21 protein-coding genes and 1 pseudogene are annotated in these 19,191 nt (G+C 48.3%); 15 read left to right on the top strand and 7 right to left on the bottom strand.

Features of this window, described 5'->3' with window-relative positions; genetic code table 11:
- Positions 1-58 precede the first annotated feature (58 nt).
- The 8 genes from ACO0K9_RS13945 to ACO0K9_RS13910 all read left to right on the top strand — a co-directional run bounded on the left by ACO0K9_RS13945 (position 59) and on the right by ACO0K9_RS13910 (position 8,561).
- Positions 59-724: a response regulator transcription factor gene (locus tag ACO0K9_RS13945; protein ID WP_422985870.1), complete on the top strand. Its 666-nt coding sequence runs from the start codon at positions 59-61 to the stop codon at positions 722-724.
- The gene (locus ACO0K9_RS13940; RefSeq protein ID WP_422985868.1) at positions 721-2,130 is read left to right on the top strand and encodes an ATP-binding protein; all 1,410 of its coding nucleotides are present in this window, start codon (positions 721-723) and stop codon (positions 2,128-2,130) included. Before ACO0K9_RS13945 ends, ACO0K9_RS13940 begins: the two co-directional genes overlap by 4 nt.
- A gap of 89 nt (positions 2,131-2,219) precedes the next feature.
- Complete coding sequence (locus ACO0K9_RS13935; RefSeq protein WP_422985866.1) at positions 2,220-3,221, top strand: ABC transporter substrate-binding protein; 1,002 nt, start codon at positions 2,220-2,222, stop codon at positions 3,219-3,221.
- Positions 3,221-4,042 (top strand): ABC transporter ATP-binding protein, encoded by an 822-nt coding sequence (locus ACO0K9_RS13930; RefSeq protein WP_422985864.1) that lies wholly within the window; start codon positions 3,221-3,223, stop codon positions 4,040-4,042. Before ACO0K9_RS13935 ends, ACO0K9_RS13930 begins: the two co-directional genes overlap by 1 nt.
- A gap of 16 nt (positions 4,043-4,058) precedes the next feature.
- Positions 4,059-4,937, top strand: coding sequence for an ABC transporter permease (locus ACO0K9_RS13925; protein ID WP_422985862.1), 879 nt, complete (start codon positions 4,059-4,061; stop codon positions 4,935-4,937).
- Between the two features lie 323 nt (positions 4,938-5,260).
- Entirely contained in the window at positions 5,261-5,806 is a 546-nt protein-coding gene (locus tag ACO0K9_RS13920; protein WP_422985860.1) for a hypothetical protein, read from the top strand.
- 356 nt (positions 5,807-6,162) lie between these two features.
- Positions 6,163-7,650 (top strand): substrate-binding domain-containing protein, encoded by a 1,488-nt coding sequence (locus tag ACO0K9_RS13915; RefSeq protein WP_422985858.1) that lies wholly within the window; start codon positions 6,163-6,165, stop codon positions 7,648-7,650.
- A 41-nt stretch (positions 7,651-7,691) separates the two neighbouring features.
- The gene (locus ACO0K9_RS13910; RefSeq protein ID WP_422985856.1) at positions 7,692-8,561 is read left to right on the top strand and encodes a hypothetical protein; all 870 of its coding nucleotides are present in this window, start codon (positions 7,692-7,694) and stop codon (positions 8,559-8,561) included.
- Here the strand turns inward: ACO0K9_RS13910 and ACO0K9_RS13905 are convergent.
- Entirely contained in the window at positions 8,550-8,828 is a 279-nt protein-coding gene (locus ACO0K9_RS13905) for a DUF6444 domain-containing protein (RefSeq protein ID WP_422985854.1), read from the bottom strand. The genes ACO0K9_RS13910 and ACO0K9_RS13905 overlap by 12 nt on opposite strands.
- 235 nt (positions 8,829-9,063) lie before the next feature.
- On the opposite strand from ACO0K9_RS13905, the gene ACO0K9_RS13900 reads away from it, so the two are divergent.
- The gene (locus tag ACO0K9_RS13900) at positions 9,064-9,753 is read left to right on the top strand and encodes a DUF1345 domain-containing protein (protein ID WP_422985852.1); all 690 of its coding nucleotides are present in this window, start codon (positions 9,064-9,066) and stop codon (positions 9,751-9,753) included.
- A 232-nt stretch (positions 9,754-9,985) separates the two neighbouring features.
- Here the strand turns inward: ACO0K9_RS13900 and ACO0K9_RS13895 are convergent, their stop codons facing one another.
- From ACO0K9_RS13895 to alaS, 4 genes are all read right to left on the bottom strand, one after another.
- A complete protein-coding gene (locus tag ACO0K9_RS13895) occupies positions 9,986-10,213 on the bottom strand; it encodes a sulfurtransferase TusA family protein (RefSeq protein WP_186947484.1) in 228 nt (75 codons plus the stop codon).
- Between the two features lie 396 nt (positions 10,214-10,609).
- Positions 10,610-11,125 carry an NUDIX domain-containing protein gene (locus ACO0K9_RS13890; protein ID WP_422985850.1) on the bottom strand — a complete coding sequence of 172 codons (516 nt, stop codon included), beginning with the start codon at positions 11,123-11,125 and terminating at the stop codon, positions 10,610-10,612.
- Positions 11,126-11,226: 101 nt separating this feature from the next.
- Positions 11,227-11,745: a GNAT family N-acetyltransferase gene (locus ACO0K9_RS13885; RefSeq protein ID WP_422985848.1), complete on the bottom strand. Its 519-nt coding sequence runs from the start codon at positions 11,743-11,745 to the stop codon at positions 11,227-11,229.
- The gene (gene alaS / locus ACO0K9_RS13880; RefSeq protein WP_422985846.1) at positions 11,742-14,354 is read right to left on the bottom strand and encodes an alanine--tRNA ligase; all 2,613 of its coding nucleotides are present in this window, start codon (positions 14,352-14,354) and stop codon (positions 11,742-11,744) included. Before alaS ends, ACO0K9_RS13885 begins: the two co-directional genes overlap by 4 nt.
- Before the next feature lie 295 nt (positions 14,355-14,649).
- Here alaS and ACO0K9_RS13875 point away from each other — a divergent pair, with 295 nt between their 5' ends.
- On the top strand, positions 14,650-15,324 hold the full coding sequence (locus ACO0K9_RS13875) for a hypothetical protein (RefSeq protein ID WP_422985844.1): 675 nt from the start codon (positions 14,650-14,652) through the stop codon (positions 15,322-15,324).
- 61 nt (positions 15,325-15,385) lie between these two features.
- On the opposite strand, the pseudogene ACO0K9_RS13870 reads toward ACO0K9_RS13875, so the two are convergent.
- A pseudogene (locus tag ACO0K9_RS13870) lies at positions 15,386-15,497 on the bottom strand (helix-turn-helix domain-containing protein); the annotation flags it as partial.
- A 197-nt stretch (positions 15,498-15,694) separates the two neighbouring features.
- On the opposite strand from ACO0K9_RS13870, the gene ACO0K9_RS13865 reads away from it, so the two are divergent.
- Both ACO0K9_RS13865 and ACO0K9_RS13860 read left to right on the top strand, forming a co-directional pair.
- Positions 15,695-16,063 carry a VOC family protein gene (locus ACO0K9_RS13865; protein WP_422985842.1) on the top strand — a complete coding sequence of 123 codons (369 nt, stop codon included), beginning with the start codon at positions 15,695-15,697 and terminating at the stop codon, positions 16,061-16,063.
- A 219-nt stretch (positions 16,064-16,282) separates the two neighbouring features.
- Entirely contained in the window at positions 16,283-16,624 is a 342-nt protein-coding gene (locus ACO0K9_RS13860) for a hypothetical protein (protein ID WP_422985840.1), read from the top strand.
- Between the two features lie 90 nt (positions 16,625-16,714).
- On the opposite strand, the gene ACO0K9_RS13855 is transcribed toward ACO0K9_RS13860, so the two are convergent.
- Complete coding sequence (locus tag ACO0K9_RS13855) at positions 16,715-17,029, bottom strand: DUF1330 domain-containing protein (protein WP_422985838.1); 315 nt, start codon at positions 17,027-17,029, stop codon at positions 16,715-16,717.
- 135 nt (positions 17,030-17,164) lie between these two features.
- Between ACO0K9_RS13855 and ACO0K9_RS13850 the strand changes: the two genes are divergently transcribed.
- From ACO0K9_RS13850 to ACO0K9_RS13840, 3 genes are all read left to right on the top strand, one after another.
- Entirely contained in the window at positions 17,165-18,073 is a 909-nt protein-coding gene (locus tag ACO0K9_RS13850; protein WP_422985836.1) for a LysR family transcriptional regulator, read from the top strand.
- A 298-nt stretch (positions 18,074-18,371) separates the two neighbouring features.
- A complete protein-coding gene (locus tag ACO0K9_RS13845) occupies positions 18,372-18,698 on the top strand; it encodes a YrhB domain-containing protein (RefSeq protein WP_422985834.1) in 327 nt (108 codons plus the stop codon).
- Between the two features lie 14 nt (positions 18,699-18,712).
- Positions 18,713-19,099: a hypothetical protein gene (locus ACO0K9_RS13840; RefSeq protein ID WP_422985832.1), complete on the top strand. Its 387-nt coding sequence runs from the start codon at positions 18,713-18,715 to the stop codon at positions 19,097-19,099.
- The last annotated feature ends 92 nt before the right edge of the window (positions 19,100-19,191 follow it).

Here is a 19,191-nt window from a genome sequence, read left to right as displayed (position 1 = left end):
TCGTGTTCCTGCAATTCGGCAATAAACATTTTATGCGCGGTGTTAAAGGAGTTTCAATATGAAAATCTTGATCGTCGAAGACCAGCAACGTTTAGGCTTATTTCTAAAGCAAGGCATGTCCGAGCATACTTACACGGTTAGCTGGGTAGGTACTTGCAGCTCGGCCCGTGACGCCTTGTGTGAAACCAGTTATGACGCCATCGTGCTGGATTTGGGTCTGCCCGATGGTGATGGACTTGATCTGCTGAGGGAATGGCGCAAGGCCGGCTTCAACGAACCTGTGCTGATACTTAGTGCACGCGATACCGTAGAAGATCGCATCAAGGGTCTCGATCTGGGTGCCGACGATTACTTGCCAAAACCTTTCAGTCTGGAAGAATTATTGGCGCGCGTTCGCTCGCTATTAAGGCGCCACTCGACTACGAAAGAGACCGTGCTCGAACATCGTGGTATCAAACTAGACCTTCTTGGACACACTGTTCACGTCAACGGTAAGTCGATAGACCTTACCAGTCGGGAATTTGCATTGCTTGAAATCTTCATGCATAACATCGGACGCATCCTGCCACGCACCCTGATTGCCGAAAAAATATGGGATGCCCACTACGATGTTGACACCAATCTACTCGATGTTTATATGAGTAAGTTGCGGGGAAAATTCGATACCATTCCAGATCAACCACTGTTCAAGACCTTTCGTGGCGTTGGTTACCAGCTACTATGAATCACGTTACCACAAAGGTAGGTAAACAGCATTTCATACTACAAATGAAATCAATTAGTACGCGCCTGGCAATTTGGTATGCCATGGCGGCGACGGTGACTTTGACTTGTCTGTTTGCTGCTGGCTATCAAATGCTGGAGCGCCATCTTATTCATGGCTTAGATTTGTTGAACGCGTCACAGTTTGAACAAATCAAAGCGCATCTCCATCCGGAACATGAAACGGTAGACCCAGACCGTATCGAAGAACGTCTTCGAAGTATTACCGAATATTCAGCAGTACTGTTCTACGTGGATGTTCACAGCGCACAAACTGGCACTATCTTTCGCTCCCATAATTTGAAGGAACATTTAATCCCAGATATTAAGGGTGAGCACTCGTTCAATGTATACGTTGACACAATCGGAGAATTACGTGTCACAGAATTCATCATAGGTAATTTTGATGTTAACATTGCGACTCCGCTGACAGCGGTACGCGTTGTCATGGAGGGGTATGCCGAAGTGTGCCTGGCATTGCTAGGATGCATGCTTGTTGCCAGCCTGGCCATCGGTTTCTGGCTTAGCCGGATGGCATTGCGGCCCGTACGCAGCATTAGCGAAGCCGCCAATCATATTCGTTCTGACAACCTTGACGCTCGTATCCCTGTTACAGACGTGCAAGATGAAGTTTCTGATCTGGCGCGCATGCTAAACCATATGTTTGACCGGCTTGAATCGTCTTTCAAGCAAATTCGTCGTTTTACTGCCGAAGCATCTCATGAATTGAAAACCCCATTGTCACTGGTTCGTCTGCATGCCGAGAAAATGTTGGCGGATGGTGGGCTAAGCCCCGCACATGAAGAAGCCGTTCACGTCCAGCTAGAAGAACTCGCCCGATTAAATCAAATTATTGAAGAGCTTCTTTTTTTGTCCCGGGCTGAAGCTCGTGCGATAACGCTGGATCTACAAGAGCTCAATCCAACACAATTCCTGCAGACCTTTGCACATGATGCCAGAGTACTGTCCGAACACTATGGTATTCACTATTCCCACGTCCACGACGGTGATGTGCCAGTAGTATTTGACGATAAGCGCCTGCGCCAGGTACTTCTTAACCTACTGACCAATTCCCTGTCAGTATCGTCAGCGGGGGCAGCAATCACCCTGCGCTCTTTGATTGTCAACGGCGTCTGGAGCCTTTGCGTCGAAGATGAAGGACCTGGCGTGCCGGATGATCAGCATGAACGTATCTTTGAACGGTTTGTGCGACTAAATCTCAGTAGCACCAACTATCAGGGAAATGGCCTGGGCCTTGCGATCTGCCGCAGTATTATTGATCTCCACCACGGTAAAATTTCTGCCACTCCAGGTCGCTTTGGGCGCGGCTTGCGCATAGTGATTGAACTTCCTGCCGTCATTCATTAAGAATTTCTCAGAATCGTTTCAGGTTGCATTTAGTTTGATGGAGCATTCTGGCTCAAGCAGCATCAAAACTACAACTTGGGAGATATCGAATGAATGTCAAAAGCAAATTTTGCAAGGTGATCACACTGATTTCTGTTTTTATTGCGGCTGGTCCTGCCTTGGCAGGCGACAAAATTACCTTGATGGTTGGCGGCTATGAAAAGCAAATTTATCTGCCAGCAAAGCTCGCAGAGTCCCTAGGCTATTTCAAAGCAGAAGGTCTGGAAGTGGAATTGCTAAACGAGGGCTCCGGTGTCGATGCAGAGGGTGAACTGCTGACAGGCGCTGTGCAAGGTGTCGTTGGATTTTATGATCATTGCGTCGATATGCAGAGCAAAGGCAAATACATGCAATCGGTCGTCCAGTTGGCACAGGCACCGGGCGAGGTTGAATTGGTGTCAAACAAATACCCACAAATTAAATCCATGGCCGACGTAAAAGGTAGAAACCTGGGTGTTACTGGCCTTGGTTCTTCCACCAATTTTCTAACGCAATTCCTGGCGGTGAAAGCGGGAGTTCCATTAGGCCAGTTCAATTCCATTCCTGTGGGGGCTGGTCAGACCTTCATTGCAGCAATGCAGCAAAACAAAATCGAACTTGGGATGACCACAGAACCAACTATTACTCGCTTATTAAAAACCGGTGAAGCGAGAATATTGGTTGATTTGCGTACCATGGAAAGCACCAAGCAAGCACTGGGCGGCACTTATCCGGCCGCTTCACTTTACATGACCAGCACTTACATAGAAACCCACAAGGAAATCACGCAAAAACTGGTCAACGCGTTTGTCAAAACCTTACGTTTTATAAATACCCACAGTGCGTCGGAAATCACTGACAAGATGCCCAAGTCGTTCTATGTTGGTGACAGAGACAGTTATGTTAAGGCACTAGACGGCGGTAAAGGCATGTTTACTGCTGATGGCATGATGCCAATTGGCGGTCCAGAAACAGTACTTGCGGTTTTGTCCGGTTATTCAAAAAATCTGAAAGGCAAGAAAATCGATTTATCAAAAACATTCACTACAGAATTTGTTAAGAAGGTCAAATAATGACTGCCACAACAACCAAGCCTGTTCCGGCTGTCGAGTTGATCCATGTCAGCCGACGATTCCTGACGCCAGATGGTAAGTCGATGACTGCCATTCGCGACTTCAATCTGACCATTCAACAAGGAGAGTTTGTTGCCATCGTTGGCCCGACCGGTTGTGGTAAGTCGACCACTTTAAATCTAATAACCGGGCTGGCCAAACCGTCTAGTGGAGAGGTGCGTTTATTCGGCGAACCTGTGAACGGAATCGATCCACGTATTGGGTTCGTATTCCAAACAGATGCATTATTCCCCTGGCTTAACGTGATTGACAATGTCATAGCCGGCCCGATGTTCCGTTTCCACCCCAAAGAATTAGCATACGAATTAGCTCGCAAATGGCTGGCGTGTGTCAATCTGAGCGAGCATGAAGCAAAGTACCCACATCAACTCTCGGGCGGAATGCGCAAGCGTGTTTCATTGGCACAAACCTTTATCAATGAGCCGCAAATATTACTGATGGACGAGCCATTTTCGGCACTTGACGTCCAAACACGTGTACTAATGCACGACGAATTGTTGCGCCTTTGGTCCGAAGCCAAAGCCTCCGTATTGTTTGTGACCCATGATCTGGAGGAGGCGATTTCACTGGCTGATAAAGTGTATGTATTGACTGCAGGTCCTGCGACAGTCAAATCTATCTACGAAATTGACATTCAACGTCCAAGAATCGCTGCCGAGATTCGTTACGAAAAAAAATTCATCGATATTTCCCAGACTATTTGGAACGACCTGAGAGACGAGGTTATGTTGGGTGCTGCTCGCGCCGAAATATCATCTTAATCGCAACGAGGATATTATGATCAATTCAAATACTACATCTACAGCTCCTGTTTTTCGTATTGGCACGTCCGATCTTGAGATTGAAGCCGCTGCCACCAAAGCAGCCCGCAAACGCAAGAACACGATCATTTTTTGGCGTTGGCTGATTTTATTTGTTTTCCTGGGGGGATGGGAAATAGCATCAGATTACAAGCTGATAGACGAATTTTTTTATTCATCTCCAAGTGCCATTTCGGTACGTTTGTATCAATGGACAACAGAGGGGGTAGACGGTGTCTCGTTGTGGTATCACCTGTGGGTAACCATGGAGGAGTCACTGTTGGGCTTTTTCACTGGTTCAATAGGTGGCATTTTGACGGGGGTTGTACTTGGGCGTAACCACATGGCAGCAGATATATTCTCAATCTACATTAAGGTGATCAATTCGATTCCGCGTGTAGTGCTTGCGCCAATTTTCATTATGATTTTTGGCCTTGGCTTAGGTTCAAAAGTGGCCCTGTCTTTCGTTATGGTGTTCTTCGTCGTATTTTCAAACGCCTTCCAGGGAGTCCGCGAAGCTGATCGCTCGCTCATTGCAAATGCATTGATACTAGGTGCCAGCCAATGGCAATTGACCCGCTCAGTGATTGTTCCATCGGCTATGAGCTGGATTTTCGCTTCCCTGCACGTAAGCTTTGGTTTCGCGATCATTGGCGCCATAGTTGGTGAATTCGTTGGTTCTCGTTACGGTATTGGACTCCTCATTAATATTGCTAAAGGCGGATTTGACTCAGCTGGCATGTACGCTGCCATCGTCATTGTAATGGTAGTTGCCTTGGGAGCATCCTACTTGATGACGGCCATCGAGAATCGCATAGCTAAATGGCGACCGGTCACCACACATGAAGCGATCTGAAACCATTCTTTTTATATGAATGAGCCTCAGAAAATCATTGTTATGTCTATCAAGGGAGGTGAGCATAAGGAAAAATATGGTGTTTTTTTGAACCCTTAGTTTGAGAAAAATAGACCGCTTGCCGAAAGTCCTTTTTGGGTCATTATCATATGTTCTTACACCCAAAATTCGCGCGAATTTTTACTCGAAGTGTTAGCGTTATTCTTGACGCAATCAGTTTATTTTCATTTAATGTACGAAACGTAAAATCGACTCAGATCATGTCATTCATGACTTCGATTTTTGTATTGGAGACTGCCCTACAAGGCATATAAAAGGAAATCATGAAAATATTTTCAAAATTAACGTTAATAGCTGCGTTAGGCATTGCAGCTTCACTTTGTGAGCAGTCACTGGTATTCGCGCAGGTTGCACCAAGTGCCCCGGCTAAAAACTGGACCGCGCCGTCTTACCGGATATATGCTCAAACTCTTTCGGACGAGATCATGGCGGCTCATCCAGAACTGATCAGTGTCACCTTTCACGGTGTGCCTCCTGGTTTGTCAAAGGTATACACGATGTTTGCTGGCTCCTACCCAGAAAGAATAGGCAATCCAGATGACCCGGACGACGTCATGATTATCGAGACTGGTATAACTATACTGGACCCACGTTGGCACCGTACCAAAGACCCTATCCGTAAATTTGTACCCATGTTGCCGTTGCGTGATGCCGCAGGAGAAAACATAGGCTTGCTTGTTTTAGCCTACAAAAATCCGGTAGGTAGTGGCTACGACGATGCACACTTTTTCACGGTCTCAACTGCTTTGCGCAATGAATTGCAAAAGAAAATTCCGAGCTATGCAGCATTGTTTGAAAAAGCAAAATAAATTTATTCTATTTGAACAAAGAAAGCGCAGCTTGGCTGCGTTTTCTTGTGAAAGAGAAAAACAGCTTTCTTTCAAGACCACACCAAATCTGTAAATTTTTCCCCAAAAATTTAGCCATGCAATTTCCCTGTTTTCATACTGTCTCACTGCAGTTCATTTGATAAAACGAGGATCATCTATAACAGCCACTATTTTGCAAACACACCCATTTATCTTAGTGGCGGGGTTAATTGCATTTACACATATCATTTCGAAATACCACTGCCTGCCTACACCCTGTACTTAATTCTCTTCAGGTTCAGTTCAGGTTAAGCAGATATTTTTTCCGGATTTGTAGTCTATTCTGAGGATATTTGATGAACCTGTCGTCGATTTCTGTTTGTAGTCTTTTGTGTGCTTGGCTCACCACCGCCAACATTGCGTTCGCAACGACAAGTCAATCGTTACCAATTTATAAAATGGAAACAAATTTGACAGGAACTATCGACAGCATCGGTGACAATAAGATGCAGGCGTTAATGAATGCTTGGTTTTCTGGGCTACAAAGCCATCAACCTGGCCTTCGCAAAGGTTCACGTTGGGAGCACAAGAGCGATGCCACTTCAATCGGCGCATTGATGTTCGAAAATGCCGACCTGGCTCCGCTTTCACGCGAACCACTCCCGTCTGAAATTGCCCCATACGCTCACCAATTCGCAGGCGACATGATGAAATCGCCATTATTGATACGTGTCGCAGGCACCTCTGATAAACCAGCATACATTGCCATAAATAAACGAGCTGGCGCACCTGTCGCACCGAAAATACAGGAATTTCTGAATTTTGCACTTAGCGACGAAGGACAGAACATTGTTGCACAACAAGCTCAATTTGAAACCTTAAGTACCGAAGATATCAACCGGGAACGTGCCAAATTACGAGCTTTTCTCCCACCACTCGACTCGGCATTACCTACCTATCGTCCAGATGCAAACGTGCACGGGTTTATTCGCAGCATAGGTAGCGATGGCATGAAATCCTTAATGGATCGCTGGATGCGCGAGTTTCGCTTGTTGCAGCCAGGTGTACGCAAAGGGGAACGTTGGGAACATCTGGGCACCTTGAATGGTTTTCATGCCCTGATCGCAGGGGAAGCCGACATCGCCCCAATGGGAAGGGAATTATGGCCTGCGGAAAAAGCAGCATACGCGCATGTGCAACATCAGTCAGAGCCCCTTGAAATACGTGTTGCGCGCGGTGGCTTCAATACCCCCCAACGAACCACAGCCCAAGCCATTTTTGTACATCCATCTAATCCATTAGCGCACATCACGACGGCACAATTAAAGGCAATCCTTGGTGACACACCCACCATCACGCATTGGGGACAACTTGGCGTGGGTGGAGAATGGGAGAAGCGCCCAATCACTATTTATATGCCACCACAGATCGCTCCAAATACCATGTCCATGCAGATAGCGCTCTTACACGGCGGTGCGTGGAACAAAGCTGCGCAGACTGGTTCCATCGTCGACACAGCAAATGCCTTAGCTCGTGAGGCTGGGGCTATCGGTTTCGGTGGATTGGAAGAAGGAGGCCCCGGGCTCAAGTCATTAGCAGTTGCAATAAATAACGATGGGCCGTTTTATGAAATAGATGCAGAAAACGTGTCCAACGGGAACTATCCTCTAAGTCGTTATATGTATATTCGCCTTAATCACAATAAGGGTGAATCAATAACACCGCCGATCCGGGAATTTTTGCGTTTCATTCTAAGCCGTCAGGGCCAAGAGGCTGTTCAATATTCGGGCTATTTCCCATTGACACTTGAGGAAGTAAAAAAAGAAATGGAAAAACTCAAATAAGCTGATTCAAGCCCTCTCGAAAAAATACTAAAGGAGATCACATGAAATACTTTGCATTCTTAATTCTGGCGACAGTCCTGACATGCACAACCTTAGCTCAGGAAACTACCAAAATTTATGCGCAGCACCTGGTAGATTTGGAACTAATCCAGCATACTCAAGTAGCAGCACTGACAATATACGCAACCGTACCGAAAAGTTTGAAAAAATCGGCTGTTGCGTCTGCTGGAAGTATGACTGATCAAGCCATCAGTGTCCCCGAACTGGATTCAATGAGTGATACGCAACTAACGCAGAGAATTAGCTCTGGTGGCAAACACCTTCATACTATCTTGCCTTTACTCGACGTGTCTGGCGAAACCATAGGTACGGTCGTCATCACGCTACCTTACAAGAGCGGCGATGATTCCTCTGCACTTTACAAACAATCGGAACAGATACGTGATGAATTGCGTCGACATGTAATAAATGTAGCCAATCTGATGGATCCGGTACCGTATGTAGCGAATTTTCCAAACAGCCCTTATGCGCAGAAATTGGTAGATGAAACGATGGCCCGGCATCCGGAACTGCTTGTACTTGCCATGCACGTAGCGACTTTATCTGGCGATGACTACCCTATCATTGCTTCTAGCATAGGCCGTATTGGAAAGAAGGCTGATAGTGATGACCGCCAAGTAATCGAAACAGGAAAATCCATCTATGGAGCGTACGGCGTGAGCAAGACTCGTTTTGGAATTGAATTACCAATGTTCGACATCACCGGAAAATTAATCGGTGCACTAAGCGTCGGATATTCATATAAAACAGGCGACGATCAAGAAGCATTGTTGAAGCAGGCACAGCATGTCGAAGCCGAACTACGCGCAAAAATACCCTCTTTATCTACCTTGCATAATTCAATAGACTAGACGCAACACAAGCGGCCAGGCGCTTGAGTGTTTTATCCGGACGCCCTGGTGCTCACCTACCTTGCCTCCTGTCTGGCGCAAGGATTTCGGCTTGCGTTGCAATCCAACTGTTGACGGTGGTTTGCTGGAATTGTGGCTGTCTTTAATCAACCTCGCTTCCAAGACATTGATGCGCACCATCATCGCATTGAGCGTGCTAATTAATTCCACAATGAGCACATCTTTTTGCTCGCTACTTAACTCTCTGAGGTCGGGAATTTTTATCATTCCCTGCACTATGCAGCACGTCAGAAATGTTTACAAATGCTGAATAGTTACGCCTGGGGTTACCAATGGCAAACTCAAGGGCTGCGATTTTTTTACACGCAAAAGGTGTAGTATCTATAGATGGCTGAACTTATCCGCGAGTTTGGATAGCTGATCCATTTAGGTTGTTCATGTACATTGCATTCAATTATCTTAACATGAATACAAAATTTTAAAAATCAAGTAACGTACGCAAATGACAAACACTTCCTTGCAACGATCTTCTCTATTCACTCCAATTCGCGTGGTCTTTGCACGACCAAGGCTCTTCATTAGCGCTTTAATTGGTGTCGCTACAGTTCTATTTTTACCACTATCGCTTGCCCAGCACACGATTACGAGATTGATCATAGGCTGGAATGTGGGTGCAATTCTGTATTTGATACTTGCCCTTAAAATGATGTTTTGGTCCAATCATGAACGTATCCGCAAACGTGCACTGGAACAAAATGAAGGCCGGTTGACCATTTTAAGTTTAGTTGTCATTGCCGCATTGATGTCAATTGGTGCCGTCGTTGCAGAATTGGCAGTCGTCAAAGAGATGCATGGGCAATTGCGTTATGCACATATTGCACTGACTGTACTTACGATTTTGTCTTCGTGGGCATTTACTCAATTGATGTTCGCGCTGCATTATGCCCATGATTTTTATGCGGCAGAAGCAAGAGGCAATTCAGGTGGGCTGGAGTTCCCGGGTGGACACGCGCCCGACTACGGTGACTTTTTATATTTCGCGTGTGTCATCGGCACTTCAGGGCAGACTGCAGATGTCAGTTTTTCATGCCGTTTTATGCGAAGAATTGGCACACTTCATTGTATATTAGCCTTTTTCTTCAATACCACAGTATTAGCTTTAACAATCAATATTGCCTCGGGATTGTTCTGAATTTTTCCGTATCATGCTGCTTAAGAAATGGTGCCTGATGCGGCTTTGATGTGCTGCGTCTTCTTCAGCAATATGCCCGTGACCGCAAGCTGTTTTATATGCATGAAAAAGCCTTTAAGTTTTTACTTAAAGGCCATTTCAACAATTAAGCCGAACGGCTGTAGTTTGGAGAGATAATTTACCAGGGAAATTTAGTCAGCATCTGCCTGGATTTTATATGATCAAGACAAATTTATTTGCGCTTGATGAAGTATTCAAACTCTTTACTGCCTTCCATGTGCGACAGCAATTCATTGCCGGTCTGCTTGGAGAAAGCCTTAAAGTCGCGGACAGATCCAGGATCAGTCGCCAAGACATGCAAGACTTCACCGGTAAGCATTTCTGCCAGTGCCTTCTTGGTCTTTAAAATTGGAAGAGGACAGTTCAGTCCGCGTGCATCCAGTTCTTTATTGAATTGCATGATTTTCCCAGTAATACAAATTGAATAAGCTAATTTGCCCGACAATTGATGCACCAATTCTACCGGAATTTTCATTCACATGGTGCAACGCAGCAGACTAACAACAGGAGAGTTCAACTTCTTTAAAGTTCTCGCACAAAAATAGTGCGCCACAAAAAATTTCCTGTCTACAGCCTACGTCTTCATCTTAGTCATTAAACTTACTACTGACTTACTTTACTCAGGTATTTGATCAAAACAATTGTAAAATCCGCAGATGTTTGCAAGTATTGCATCAATTTGCCGATTACTTGCATCGTACTGCAACACTTTATTGTGCAAATGCACAGAATCATATGGCGGTTTTTGCACACGCATTTCCCGACAACCGCTGTCGGGCGTGTTGCTTGGTGTTGCCTAGCTTTGCCATTCCATATACACCGGCTCCAGGCCGCGCGAGCGCATCCAGTCTGCCATGGCGTGGCCAGTGCCGGCATTCCAGGGCCGCAGTTTTTCTGGTGCGATCAGGCGGTATTCAAGCAGTTCTGGTGACAGGCGAATCTCGCCAGATGCCTTGACGTGATAGGCGATGATGAGTTCGTTTTTTTTGATGAATTCGTAGACGCCGATGAGGGTGATCTGGTCGGCATCGAGATTGGTTTCTTCCTTGAGTTCCCTGGCGACGCCCTGCTCTGGTGTTTCGCCACGTTCCATGAAACCGGTGATCAGGGCAAAGGTTTTTTCTGGCCAAGCGGCATTGCGGGCCAGCAGGATATGGCCTTCGACTTCGACCAGGGCCGCCAGTACCGGCAAGGGATTATCCCAGTGTGTCCAGTGTCCATCCGGACAAGCCAGGCGTAGCTTGCCAGCTTCCTGTTCATCCGGACGTTCTATCAGTGATGTGGCACAAACGGGGCAAAATTTAATTTCCATGCAGACCTCAGACTGTCATTCGCTGGTGGCTGTGACGCTGGGTAATTGGTAGCCCTGGCTAAATATTGGCACAGGCAGCCAATTCCCTGGCAGCAGCCGGTTTATGTTTGTTTTAGCGGCACCATAGCTTGGCGAGGATGCAAGCGCGCCATGGCATAACTATCGACAAATTCGCCGTTGCGAAAGGCGTAGGCACGCATGGTGCCTTCGATGTCGAAACCAAATTTCTTGTACAGATGTATGGCTGCGGCGTTATCACAAAACACGGTTAATTCCACGCGCAACAGGTTGAGCCAGTTATCCGAAATATGCAATAGCTCGGTCAACAATGCCGTGCCTATGCCGCGCCCGGAAAACGCATCTGCCACGCCCATGCCCACGCTGCCTACATGCTGACGCCTTTGGGCTTTTTCCAGATGCAGGCTGGCTGAACCAACCACCACGCCATCATAGATGGCGACCAGGCGGGTGTCTTTGGGGTCGGTCTTTTCCAGTCGCTCCTGCCACATCTCTAATGAAGGATGTGGCAGTTGCAAAGTGCCTGAATAGGTGCCGGTACTGGCGAACACCCGTTGCAGTTGGGCCGCATCTGATACTTCAGCGCGACGTACGTGTATCATAACTTGGCGCTGACCCATTCGCTGACACCAGCCAGTGCTTTTGCCAGGCCACTGGCATCCGTACCACCAGCTTGTGCCATGTCAGGGCGGCCACCACCTTTACCACCAACTTGCTGGGCCACAAAGTTGACCAGGTCACCGGCCTTGACTTTGGATGTGCTATCCGCAGTCACACCGGCAATCAGGCTGACCTTGCCATCATTGACGGCGGCCAGCACGATGGCGGCGGTTTTCAGCTTGTCTTTCAGCTTGTCCATGGTTTCACGCAGGGCGGTTACATCAGCACCTTCCAGCGTTGCTGCCAGCACTTTGATGCCTTTGACATCCACTGCCTGGTTGACCAGTTCATCACCCTGGCTGGATGCCATTTTGGATTTCAGCGTAGCCAGTTCTTTTTCCAGCGCCTTGACGTGATCCTGCACCTGACCAATACGCAGCGTCAGTTCTTCTGGCTGGGTTTTCAGGGCTGCTGCTGCTTCATTGATGCGGCTGTTCAGGTTTTGTACCAGCGTCAGCGCAACTTCGCCCGTCACCGCTTCTACACGGCGGATACCGGCAGCAACGCCGCCTTCAGCAACGATCTTGAACAGGCCGATATCGCCAGTGCGGGATACGTGGGTACCACCGCACAGCTCGCGCGAAGAACCGATGTCGAGTACACGTACTTCGTCGCCATATTTTTCACCGAACAGTGCCATCGCACCATGCTTGACGGCATCGTCATAGCCCATGACTTGTGCCTGGGTGGCGGCATTCGCCAAGATTTCACGATTGACGATGGTTTCTACCTGACGGATTTCATCAGTTGTCATCGGCGCATTATGGCTAAAGTCAAAGCGGGTTTTTTCTACATCCACCAGCGAGCCTTTTTGCGATACATGGCTACCCAATACTTCACGCAGGGCCTTGTGCATCAAATGCGTGGCAGAGTGATTGCGCATGGTTTGTGCGCGGATTTCTGTCGCCACTTCGGCTTTCACGCCTTGCGCAATGCGAAGGCTGCCGGATTTCAACACACCATGGTGACCAAACACATCGGCTTGCACCTTCAGCGTATCGCTGACTTCAAACACCGTACCATCCGCTGTCACCAGAACACCAGAGTCGCCCGCCTGCCCGCCAGATTCAGCATAGAAAGGCGTGGTATCAAGTACCACGATCGCATGCTGGCCTGCCTTGATTTCATTGACGGCGCTGCCATCCACATACAAAGCGATGACCTTGGCTTCATGCTGCAACTGGTCGTAGCCGACGAATTTGGTTTTATCGCCGCTGTATTCAATTGCCGCAGCCATCTTGAATTTGCCGCCTTCACGCGCTTTCTTCCTTTGCGCTTCCATGGCCACTTCAAAACCAGCTTCATCCAGAGCCACTTTGCGCTCGCGGCAAATGTCTGCTGTCAGATCCAGCGGGAAACCATACGTGTCGTACAAGGTGAAAGCTGTTTCGCCATCCAGGCTTTTGCCATCTTTTGCCAGCGCCGCTTCCAGTATCTTCATACCGTGTTCCAGCGTTTCGCCGAAACGTTCTTCTTCCTGCTTCAAAACCTGGGCAACACGTTCAGCCGCTTCAGCCAGTTCAGGATAAGCAACGCCCATTTCCTTGACCAGATCAGGCACCAGCTTGTAGAAGAAAGGCTGGCTTTGACCGAGCTTGTGACCATGACGCAAGGCACGGCGGGTAATGCGGCGCAGCACATAGCCACGGCCTTCATTGCCAGGGATGATGCCATCAACGATCAAAAAGCCAGCGCAGCGGATGTGGTCCGCAATCACGCGCAGGGAATTGTTTTCCAGATCCGTACAGCCGGTTTCGCGTGCAGCAGCCTTGATCAGGTTCTGGAAAGTATCGATTTCATAGTTGGAATGCACGTGCTGCAAAACTGCAGACAAACGTTCCAGACCCATGCCCGTATCCACGCATGGTTTAGGCAAAGGGTGCAAGACGCCAGCTTCATCCTTGTTGAATTGCATGAACACCAGATTCCAGATTTCAATGAAACGGTCGCCGTCTTCATCAGGCGAGCCTGGAGGGCCACCCCAGATTTCCGCACCGTGGTCATAGAAAATCTCAGTACAGGGGCCGCAAGGACCCGTGTCGGCCATTTGCCAGAAATTGTCGGATGCGTAACGCGCACCCTTGTTGTCGCCAATGCGGATAATGCGCTCTACCGGCACGCCGATTTCGTTTTTCCAGATATCGTAGGCTTCGTCATCTTCCTGATAAACCGTGACGGTCAGCTTGTCTTTTGGTAAACCATAGACAGCAGTCAACAATTCCCACGCATAGTGAATCGCATCTTTCTTGAAATAATCGCCGAAAGAGAAGTTGCCCAGCATTTCAAAGAAGGTATGGTGACGCGCGGTATAACCGACGTTTTCCAGATCATTGTGCTTGCCACCGGCACGGACACTGCGTTGCGCTGTCGTGGCACGGGTGTAGGCACGTTTATCCTGGCCCAGGAACACATCCTTGAACTGCACCATACCAGAGTTGGTAAACAGCAAGGTCGGGTCATTGCCGGGGATCAGGCTGGAAGAGCGCACACGGGTATGGCCCTTGGATTCGAAAAAGCTGAGGAATTTATCGCGGATTTCTGACGAGTTCATAGAGTGATAGTTCAAAGCTGAAAAATAGGGGTAATTTCTGATTATACGGTATAAATTCGGCTGGATATCTATGGGGGGGTCATGGCTTATGTCTGGGATTATTGGAAAAAGTGCCTTAAAACCTAAGACCTCTCAACACAGAGGCACGGAGACACAGAGCAAATCGGAGGAAACCACAAGGTGTTTTTTGATGATCTGACGTTGTTTTATCGTCATCAATATTGATGGAAAATACAGGAATATAGACAATATGATGACTTGCGCTTGTCATGGGATTGGGATTTAAATAGGACATATGGATCTTTCAACAATTTATATTCAAATTTTGTGCCCTAAAAAAGATCAAGGGTTTTTGTCATCGTGGGACGCCATCGGTGCCGAATTTTCAAAGCACTTTAAGATAAAGGTCCCTGAGTTTTCGGAGAGTAGTTTTGAAGAGCGTTTTCTTTTGCGTGAAAATGAAATTGATGAATCGAGTCCGTTATTTAGGTTTCAATCTCGGGATTTCGGTGATTTCAAGCTGATCGACATCCAAGAGACGGTTTTCCGCAACAAGGTGCCTACAATTTTTTCCTCCGAAGAAAATGTTTCTGTGTTTAAAAACATGGTGGATATGGGGCTGATCCATGAAATAAACTGGTTCAACAAAATTGATAAGGGAAAGTTCTTCTTTCGCCATCAATCGCAAATTGGTATGTCAAAAGTTAGGCTATTGGAATGGTTCATAGTTCGTAGCTTGCAGGACGCTATCTCGCGCATCGAAGGCGGTAAGGTATTCGAATCGCTAAATATGAAGATTTCTGCCGAAATTTTTGACGTCGCGCTTCATGCAATTGGGGGAAGTGGGGTGGCAGAATTTAAGACTACTGATGGCGCAAAAATTTATGAGTATCTCGATTTTCAACTTAAAGAAAAATTAGGCCCGGCAAGCTATTCTAAATTTAGGAAAACTTTTGAGCCCGCGAGCTGAGGTGCGTATGGATTGATGGCGCTGGCCGTTTGGCGCTCGGCGTAGGCCGGCTTAGTGGTTTCCGAGCGCAGGTAGCGCCTAACGGTATTGCGGGAGATGCCGAGCCGCTTGGCAATTTCCCTTAGCGACACCTTGTCACGCAGGTGCCAGCGTCTGATTATTTCTAGTAACATGGGGATGGGGTTCAGGTCTTGCATTCATACATTTCCAATCCGGCGGACGATTACGTGATTATCAATCGCCCCGCCCTAAATACCCCTGAAAAAAATAGCTTTCCTTGATACAGTTGCGATCCAGTACTTATCAAATGGCTGTAAGCAGTCCAGGCGATTGAGTTTTGACATTTCAACCAGATTTTGCAGGGAGCGCCATGCCAGCAGTTTTAAACACCATTCTGATTTATGCGAAAAACCCGACGGCTACGGCTGAGTTTTATCGCAAGTTCTTTGACTTTGAAACCACCGGGGAAATAGTTGAGGGTTTGATCGAGCTTAACTCTCCTGCCTCTGGTGCCAGTATCCTGATTCATCAAGCTGCCAGGACTGTTAAGCTTGGTCAGGTAGGTGTGAAGCTGATGTTTAGCGTCGAGGATGTAGATGGTTTTAAAGAACAATGCGCGCAACGAGGCCTGGTCTTTGGCAGCACGCATCAGGCCAACGGGTATTCTTTTGCGAATGTCAAAGACCCCGATGGCAATTCGGTGGCGATATCAAGCCGTGCCTATCGCGCTGCGGTCTGAGCTATCAGGGGCGCGTGTTTGGATGAGGGCAATGAGGATACGGGCCTCGCGTAGGTGCGAATAGCCTGCGTATTCGCACGCATGTTGCTATGCCGAATTGCAACGGTTATATTTACCCAGTCATCCAAAAAATATCAAACCGCTATGTGCCATTGCCTAGAATCCTCTGCAAGCTTCGCCAGTCCGCTATATCGTTTTGATAGCTCACTGCACAACATAGTGGAAGCAAACAGCGAAAAATATCCCGCTATCTTTTCATCTGCACTATTGGATGCAAAGGAAGGCGAATTCATCAATACAGGTGGACATAGTTTTGTATGCAAAGAATGCGGCACCGACTGGTATCTTGAGTGGGCATCTGAACAAACAAGCTGGCCAATATTTGGCGTAAAAACAAAAACTGCCTACGCAACAAATGACAATGATGTCGGGCAAGCCCAGAGAGAATTGCTGACTTTGCTCTTGGGTGGGGAATCGAAAGCCAACTGCCTGGTAGCAGGCTGCGCAAAGCGTGCACTTCAAAACATATACCTTTGCGCGGATCATTATGGTTTCCCGTAGCCAGCTTAGGCTTGCGTGCGATTACGTTTCACTAATCGCACCTACGCGGGCTAATCGTACCCACGCGGGCTGGATCAAGCTTGCGGACTGCTACTGCACCCGTGTGGGCTGAGGGCCGTCATAGCCCTCAATCACAATGAGGTCAATCGTGCACACCTCCTTCCGGAAAGAAATGGCGTGTTGGTAGCCTGGGGAGTTCCAGCAGTCCAACGCGGCCTGATAGCTTGGAAACTCGATCACCGCATTGCGTGACCGGCTCTTGCCCTCCATGGTTTCCAAGGTGCCACCGCGCACAAGAAACCGTCCGCCGTAAAACGCCAGCGGTTCCGCGTTGGCGGCGATGTACAGTTGGTACTGTGTCGCGTTGCTGATATCGACACGGACAATCCAATAAGCTTTTGGCATAACGACTCCTGTTGTACTGACATGAATGAAAGGCTTCAGTGGTGATCAATCTGACTGACGCTGTCCGCAGTGTAGGTTTTCAGTATGTTTTTATAAAGTGAATTATTATGAACATTTAATTCTTGAAATGAGATCATGGATTTGATCGATTTGCGTTGCTTTCAGGCGGTTGTGCAGTACGGCGGCATTACACGGGCGGCCGAAGCTCTGCATCGGGTTCCCTCCAATATCTCTACCCGTATCCGCATGTTGGAAGAGAACCTGCAGGCAAACCTATTTGTGCGCGAAGGCAAGCGTATGCAACTTTCCCCACAGGGCAAGGTGTTGCTGGACTATGCCAACCGTCTGCTGCAATTGGCGCAAGAAGCGCGGGGCGCAATGCACGACGGTGCACCTCGCGGCATCTTGCGTTTGGGTGCAATGGAAAGCACAGCGGCTATTCGCCTACCGGCTCTGCTGGCGCGTATGCACCGACAGTTTCCGGCCCTCTCCGTCGAACTGAGCACGGGTGCCCCTCGACCATTGACGGCACGCGTGATCGTCGGCGAACTGGACGCGGCGCTGGTGTCAGAGCCCGTCTCCGACCCGCGCCTGTCTACTCAGCTGGCCTATGTGGAGGACCTGGTGATGATCGCCCCTTCAGGCCACCCAGTCGTGCGCAGCGCCCGCGACGTGCGATTAGACGCACTGCTGGTGTTCGATCCGGACTGCCCCCACCGGCAACGCCTGGAGGCATGGTGTGCCAAGGGAAAAATTGCCCCGAATAGAGTGATCGAACTGGGCTCCTACCACGCCATCCTGGGTTGTTGCGTCGCGGGTATGGGCGTTGCGCTGATTCCTGCGGCAGTGCTGGATACCTATACTGAGCGAAAACACCTCTCGGTGTACCCGCTCACAGGTAACGCCCGCACCATGAAGATCATGCTCATATGGCGCAAAGACGCACCGCAGCCAAAGATCCATGCGCTGGCCCAACTGCTTGCAGATAAACCAGATCAGATCACCCGTCCGGATACTGAAGAAGCGCAGGTTTCTTTTAAGTGAGGACGTAGCGCCCTTTGATGTCAACGCCCGTTCGCCGACATCCGCTAGCCCTCATCAGGAAATCCACGGCGCTAGAAGGGCTTTGGTGGGCAGATGACATGGCGGTCTTTACTGCGCGGCACGGGATCTTAAATTCATACATTTTCAATCCTGCGGGCGATTACGGGCTGCTACATCTTCAAAGCCCAGGGAAATAGTTTGGAATAGGCGTGATGCCTTGATTGACATGGGCGCGACTAGACTGATCTAATCGCACTTTCACGGATTAACCAAATACCTATTAGCGGGACACGCAACTATGAGAACTTTCGTTCAAGCTCGAAGAATTGCCGAGGCATGGGTTGAAATTATGGTGGGCGGGGACTGCGCCATCGACATATCGAAAACCAAGACAAAGCCATACGGCTGGCTTTTCTATTGGAACAGCAAAAAATATCTGGCCGATCCGACGAACCATATGGAAGCACTTGTCGGAAACGTTCCAATTTTCGTTGATCGCGTGAATGGTGAAGTCCTGCTCGCAGGCCCTGCTGGAATCGATTGGTTTGCGAAGTATGAGGTATCAATTCCGCCTGCACGGCTATTGATGACGCCCGAACCGGCTGTTTGGGACAATGTGGCTTGAAGGCACACGACAACATGACTTTTCCGAAAGACGCAAGTCTCGCAACGCTGGTAATGCGCCTCCGCGCTGCCACAGAAATGCAAGTGTTAGTTTGCAAAACAGTGCTTGAACCACTTTCAGATCAGCATCGACAGTGGTATGTGGAAAAATTTGAAGGTGACTCTTCATGGTCTGGATCATCGCTACTTTTTGACCCGATAGAAGTTGACCCAAAATACTCCGAATTAATTGAAGCTATTCGCCATGAAGCGAAAAACAAACTTAACGCCGGGGAGCTCGGCGATGGTCGACGTGGGCGATCTGGAAGAATGTGGAGCTGGATGAAAAACGAACTATATGCGCGCCACAAAATCATCTGGCGTACCCCCTTGGAAATGTCCCCGCCAATTGCGCTTTATTAGCCAACGTAGGAGCTAACATCAATATTTTTCGGTCTCGACATTCGTGCGATTACGTTTCACTAATCGCACCTACGCGGGCTACAAAATCTGAC

This window comes from Undibacterium sp. Ji50W (genome assembly GCF_049340445.1).
In the GTDB taxonomy this organism is placed as follows: Bacteria; Pseudomonadota; Gammaproteobacteria; order Burkholderiales; family Burkholderiaceae_D; genus Undibacterium.
Note: the sequence above shows the minus strand (reverse complement) of the source record. Positions and strands in the feature narration are given on the sequence as shown.

Bases quoted from the DNA above. Each gene is read 5' to 3' on its own strand.
- ACO0K9_RS13875 (WP_422985844.1), top strand. From the start codon at position 14,650: ATGGATCTTTCAACAATTTATATTCAAATTTTGTGCCCTAAAAAAGAT.
- ACO0K9_RS13855 (WP_422985838.1), bottom strand. From the start codon at position 17,029: ATGCCAAAAGCTTATTGGATTGTCCGTGTCGATATCAGCAACGCGACA.
- ACO0K9_RS13845 (WP_422985834.1), top strand. From the start codon at position 18,372: ATGAGAACTTTCGTTCAAGCTCGAAGAATTGCCGAGGCATGGGTTGAA.
- ACO0K9_RS13865 (WP_422985842.1), top strand. From the start codon at position 15,695: ATGCCAGCAGTTTTAAACACCATTCTGATTTATGCGAAAAACCCGACG.
- ACO0K9_RS13850 (WP_422985836.1), top strand. From the start codon at position 17,165: ATGGATTTGATCGATTTGCGTTGCTTTCAGGCGGTTGTGCAGTACGGC.
- ACO0K9_RS13915 (WP_422985858.1), top strand. From the start codon at position 6,163: ATGAACCTGTCGTCGATTTCTGTTTGTAGTCTTTTGTGTGCTTGGCTC.
- alaS (WP_422985846.1), bottom strand. From the start codon at position 14,354: ATGAACTCGTCAGAAATCCGCGATAAATTCCTCAGCTTTTTCGAATCC.
- ACO0K9_RS13910 (WP_422985856.1), top strand. From the start codon at position 7,692: ATGAAATACTTTGCATTCTTAATTCTGGCGACAGTCCTGACATGCACA.
- ACO0K9_RS13905 (WP_422985854.1), bottom strand. From the start codon at position 8,828: ATGATAAAAATTCCCGACCTCAGAGAGTTAAGTAGCGAGCAAAAAGAT.
- ACO0K9_RS13930 (WP_422985864.1), top strand. From the start codon at position 3,221: ATGACTGCCACAACAACCAAGCCTGTTCCGGCTGTCGAGTTGATCCAT.
- ACO0K9_RS13940 (WP_422985868.1), top strand. From the start codon at position 721: ATGAATCACGTTACCACAAAGGTAGGTAAACAGCATTTCATACTACAA.
- ACO0K9_RS13935 (WP_422985866.1), top strand. From the start codon at position 2,220: ATGAATGTCAAAAGCAAATTTTGCAAGGTGATCACACTGATTTCTGTT.
- ACO0K9_RS13895 (WP_186947484.1), bottom strand. From the start codon at position 10,213: ATGCAATTCAATAAAGAACTGGATGCACGCGGACTGAACTGTCCTCTT.
- ACO0K9_RS13945 (WP_422985870.1), top strand. From the start codon at position 59: ATGAAAATCTTGATCGTCGAAGACCAGCAACGTTTAGGCTTATTTCTA.
- ACO0K9_RS13840 (WP_422985832.1), top strand. From the start codon at position 18,713: ATGACTTTTCCGAAAGACGCAAGTCTCGCAACGCTGGTAATGCGCCTC.
- ACO0K9_RS13885 (WP_422985848.1), bottom strand. From the start codon at position 11,745: ATGATACACGTACGTCGCGCTGAAGTATCAGATGCGGCCCAACTGCAA.
- ACO0K9_RS13920 (WP_422985860.1), top strand. From the start codon at position 5,261: ATGAAAATATTTTCAAAATTAACGTTAATAGCTGCGTTAGGCATTGCA.
- ACO0K9_RS13900 (WP_422985852.1), top strand. From the start codon at position 9,064: ATGACAAACACTTCCTTGCAACGATCTTCTCTATTCACTCCAATTCGC.
- ACO0K9_RS13890 (WP_422985850.1), bottom strand. From the start codon at position 11,125: ATGGAAATTAAATTTTGCCCCGTTTGTGCCACATCACTGATAGAACGT.
- ACO0K9_RS13925 (WP_422985862.1), top strand. From the start codon at position 4,059: ATGATCAATTCAAATACTACATCTACAGCTCCTGTTTTTCGTATTGGC.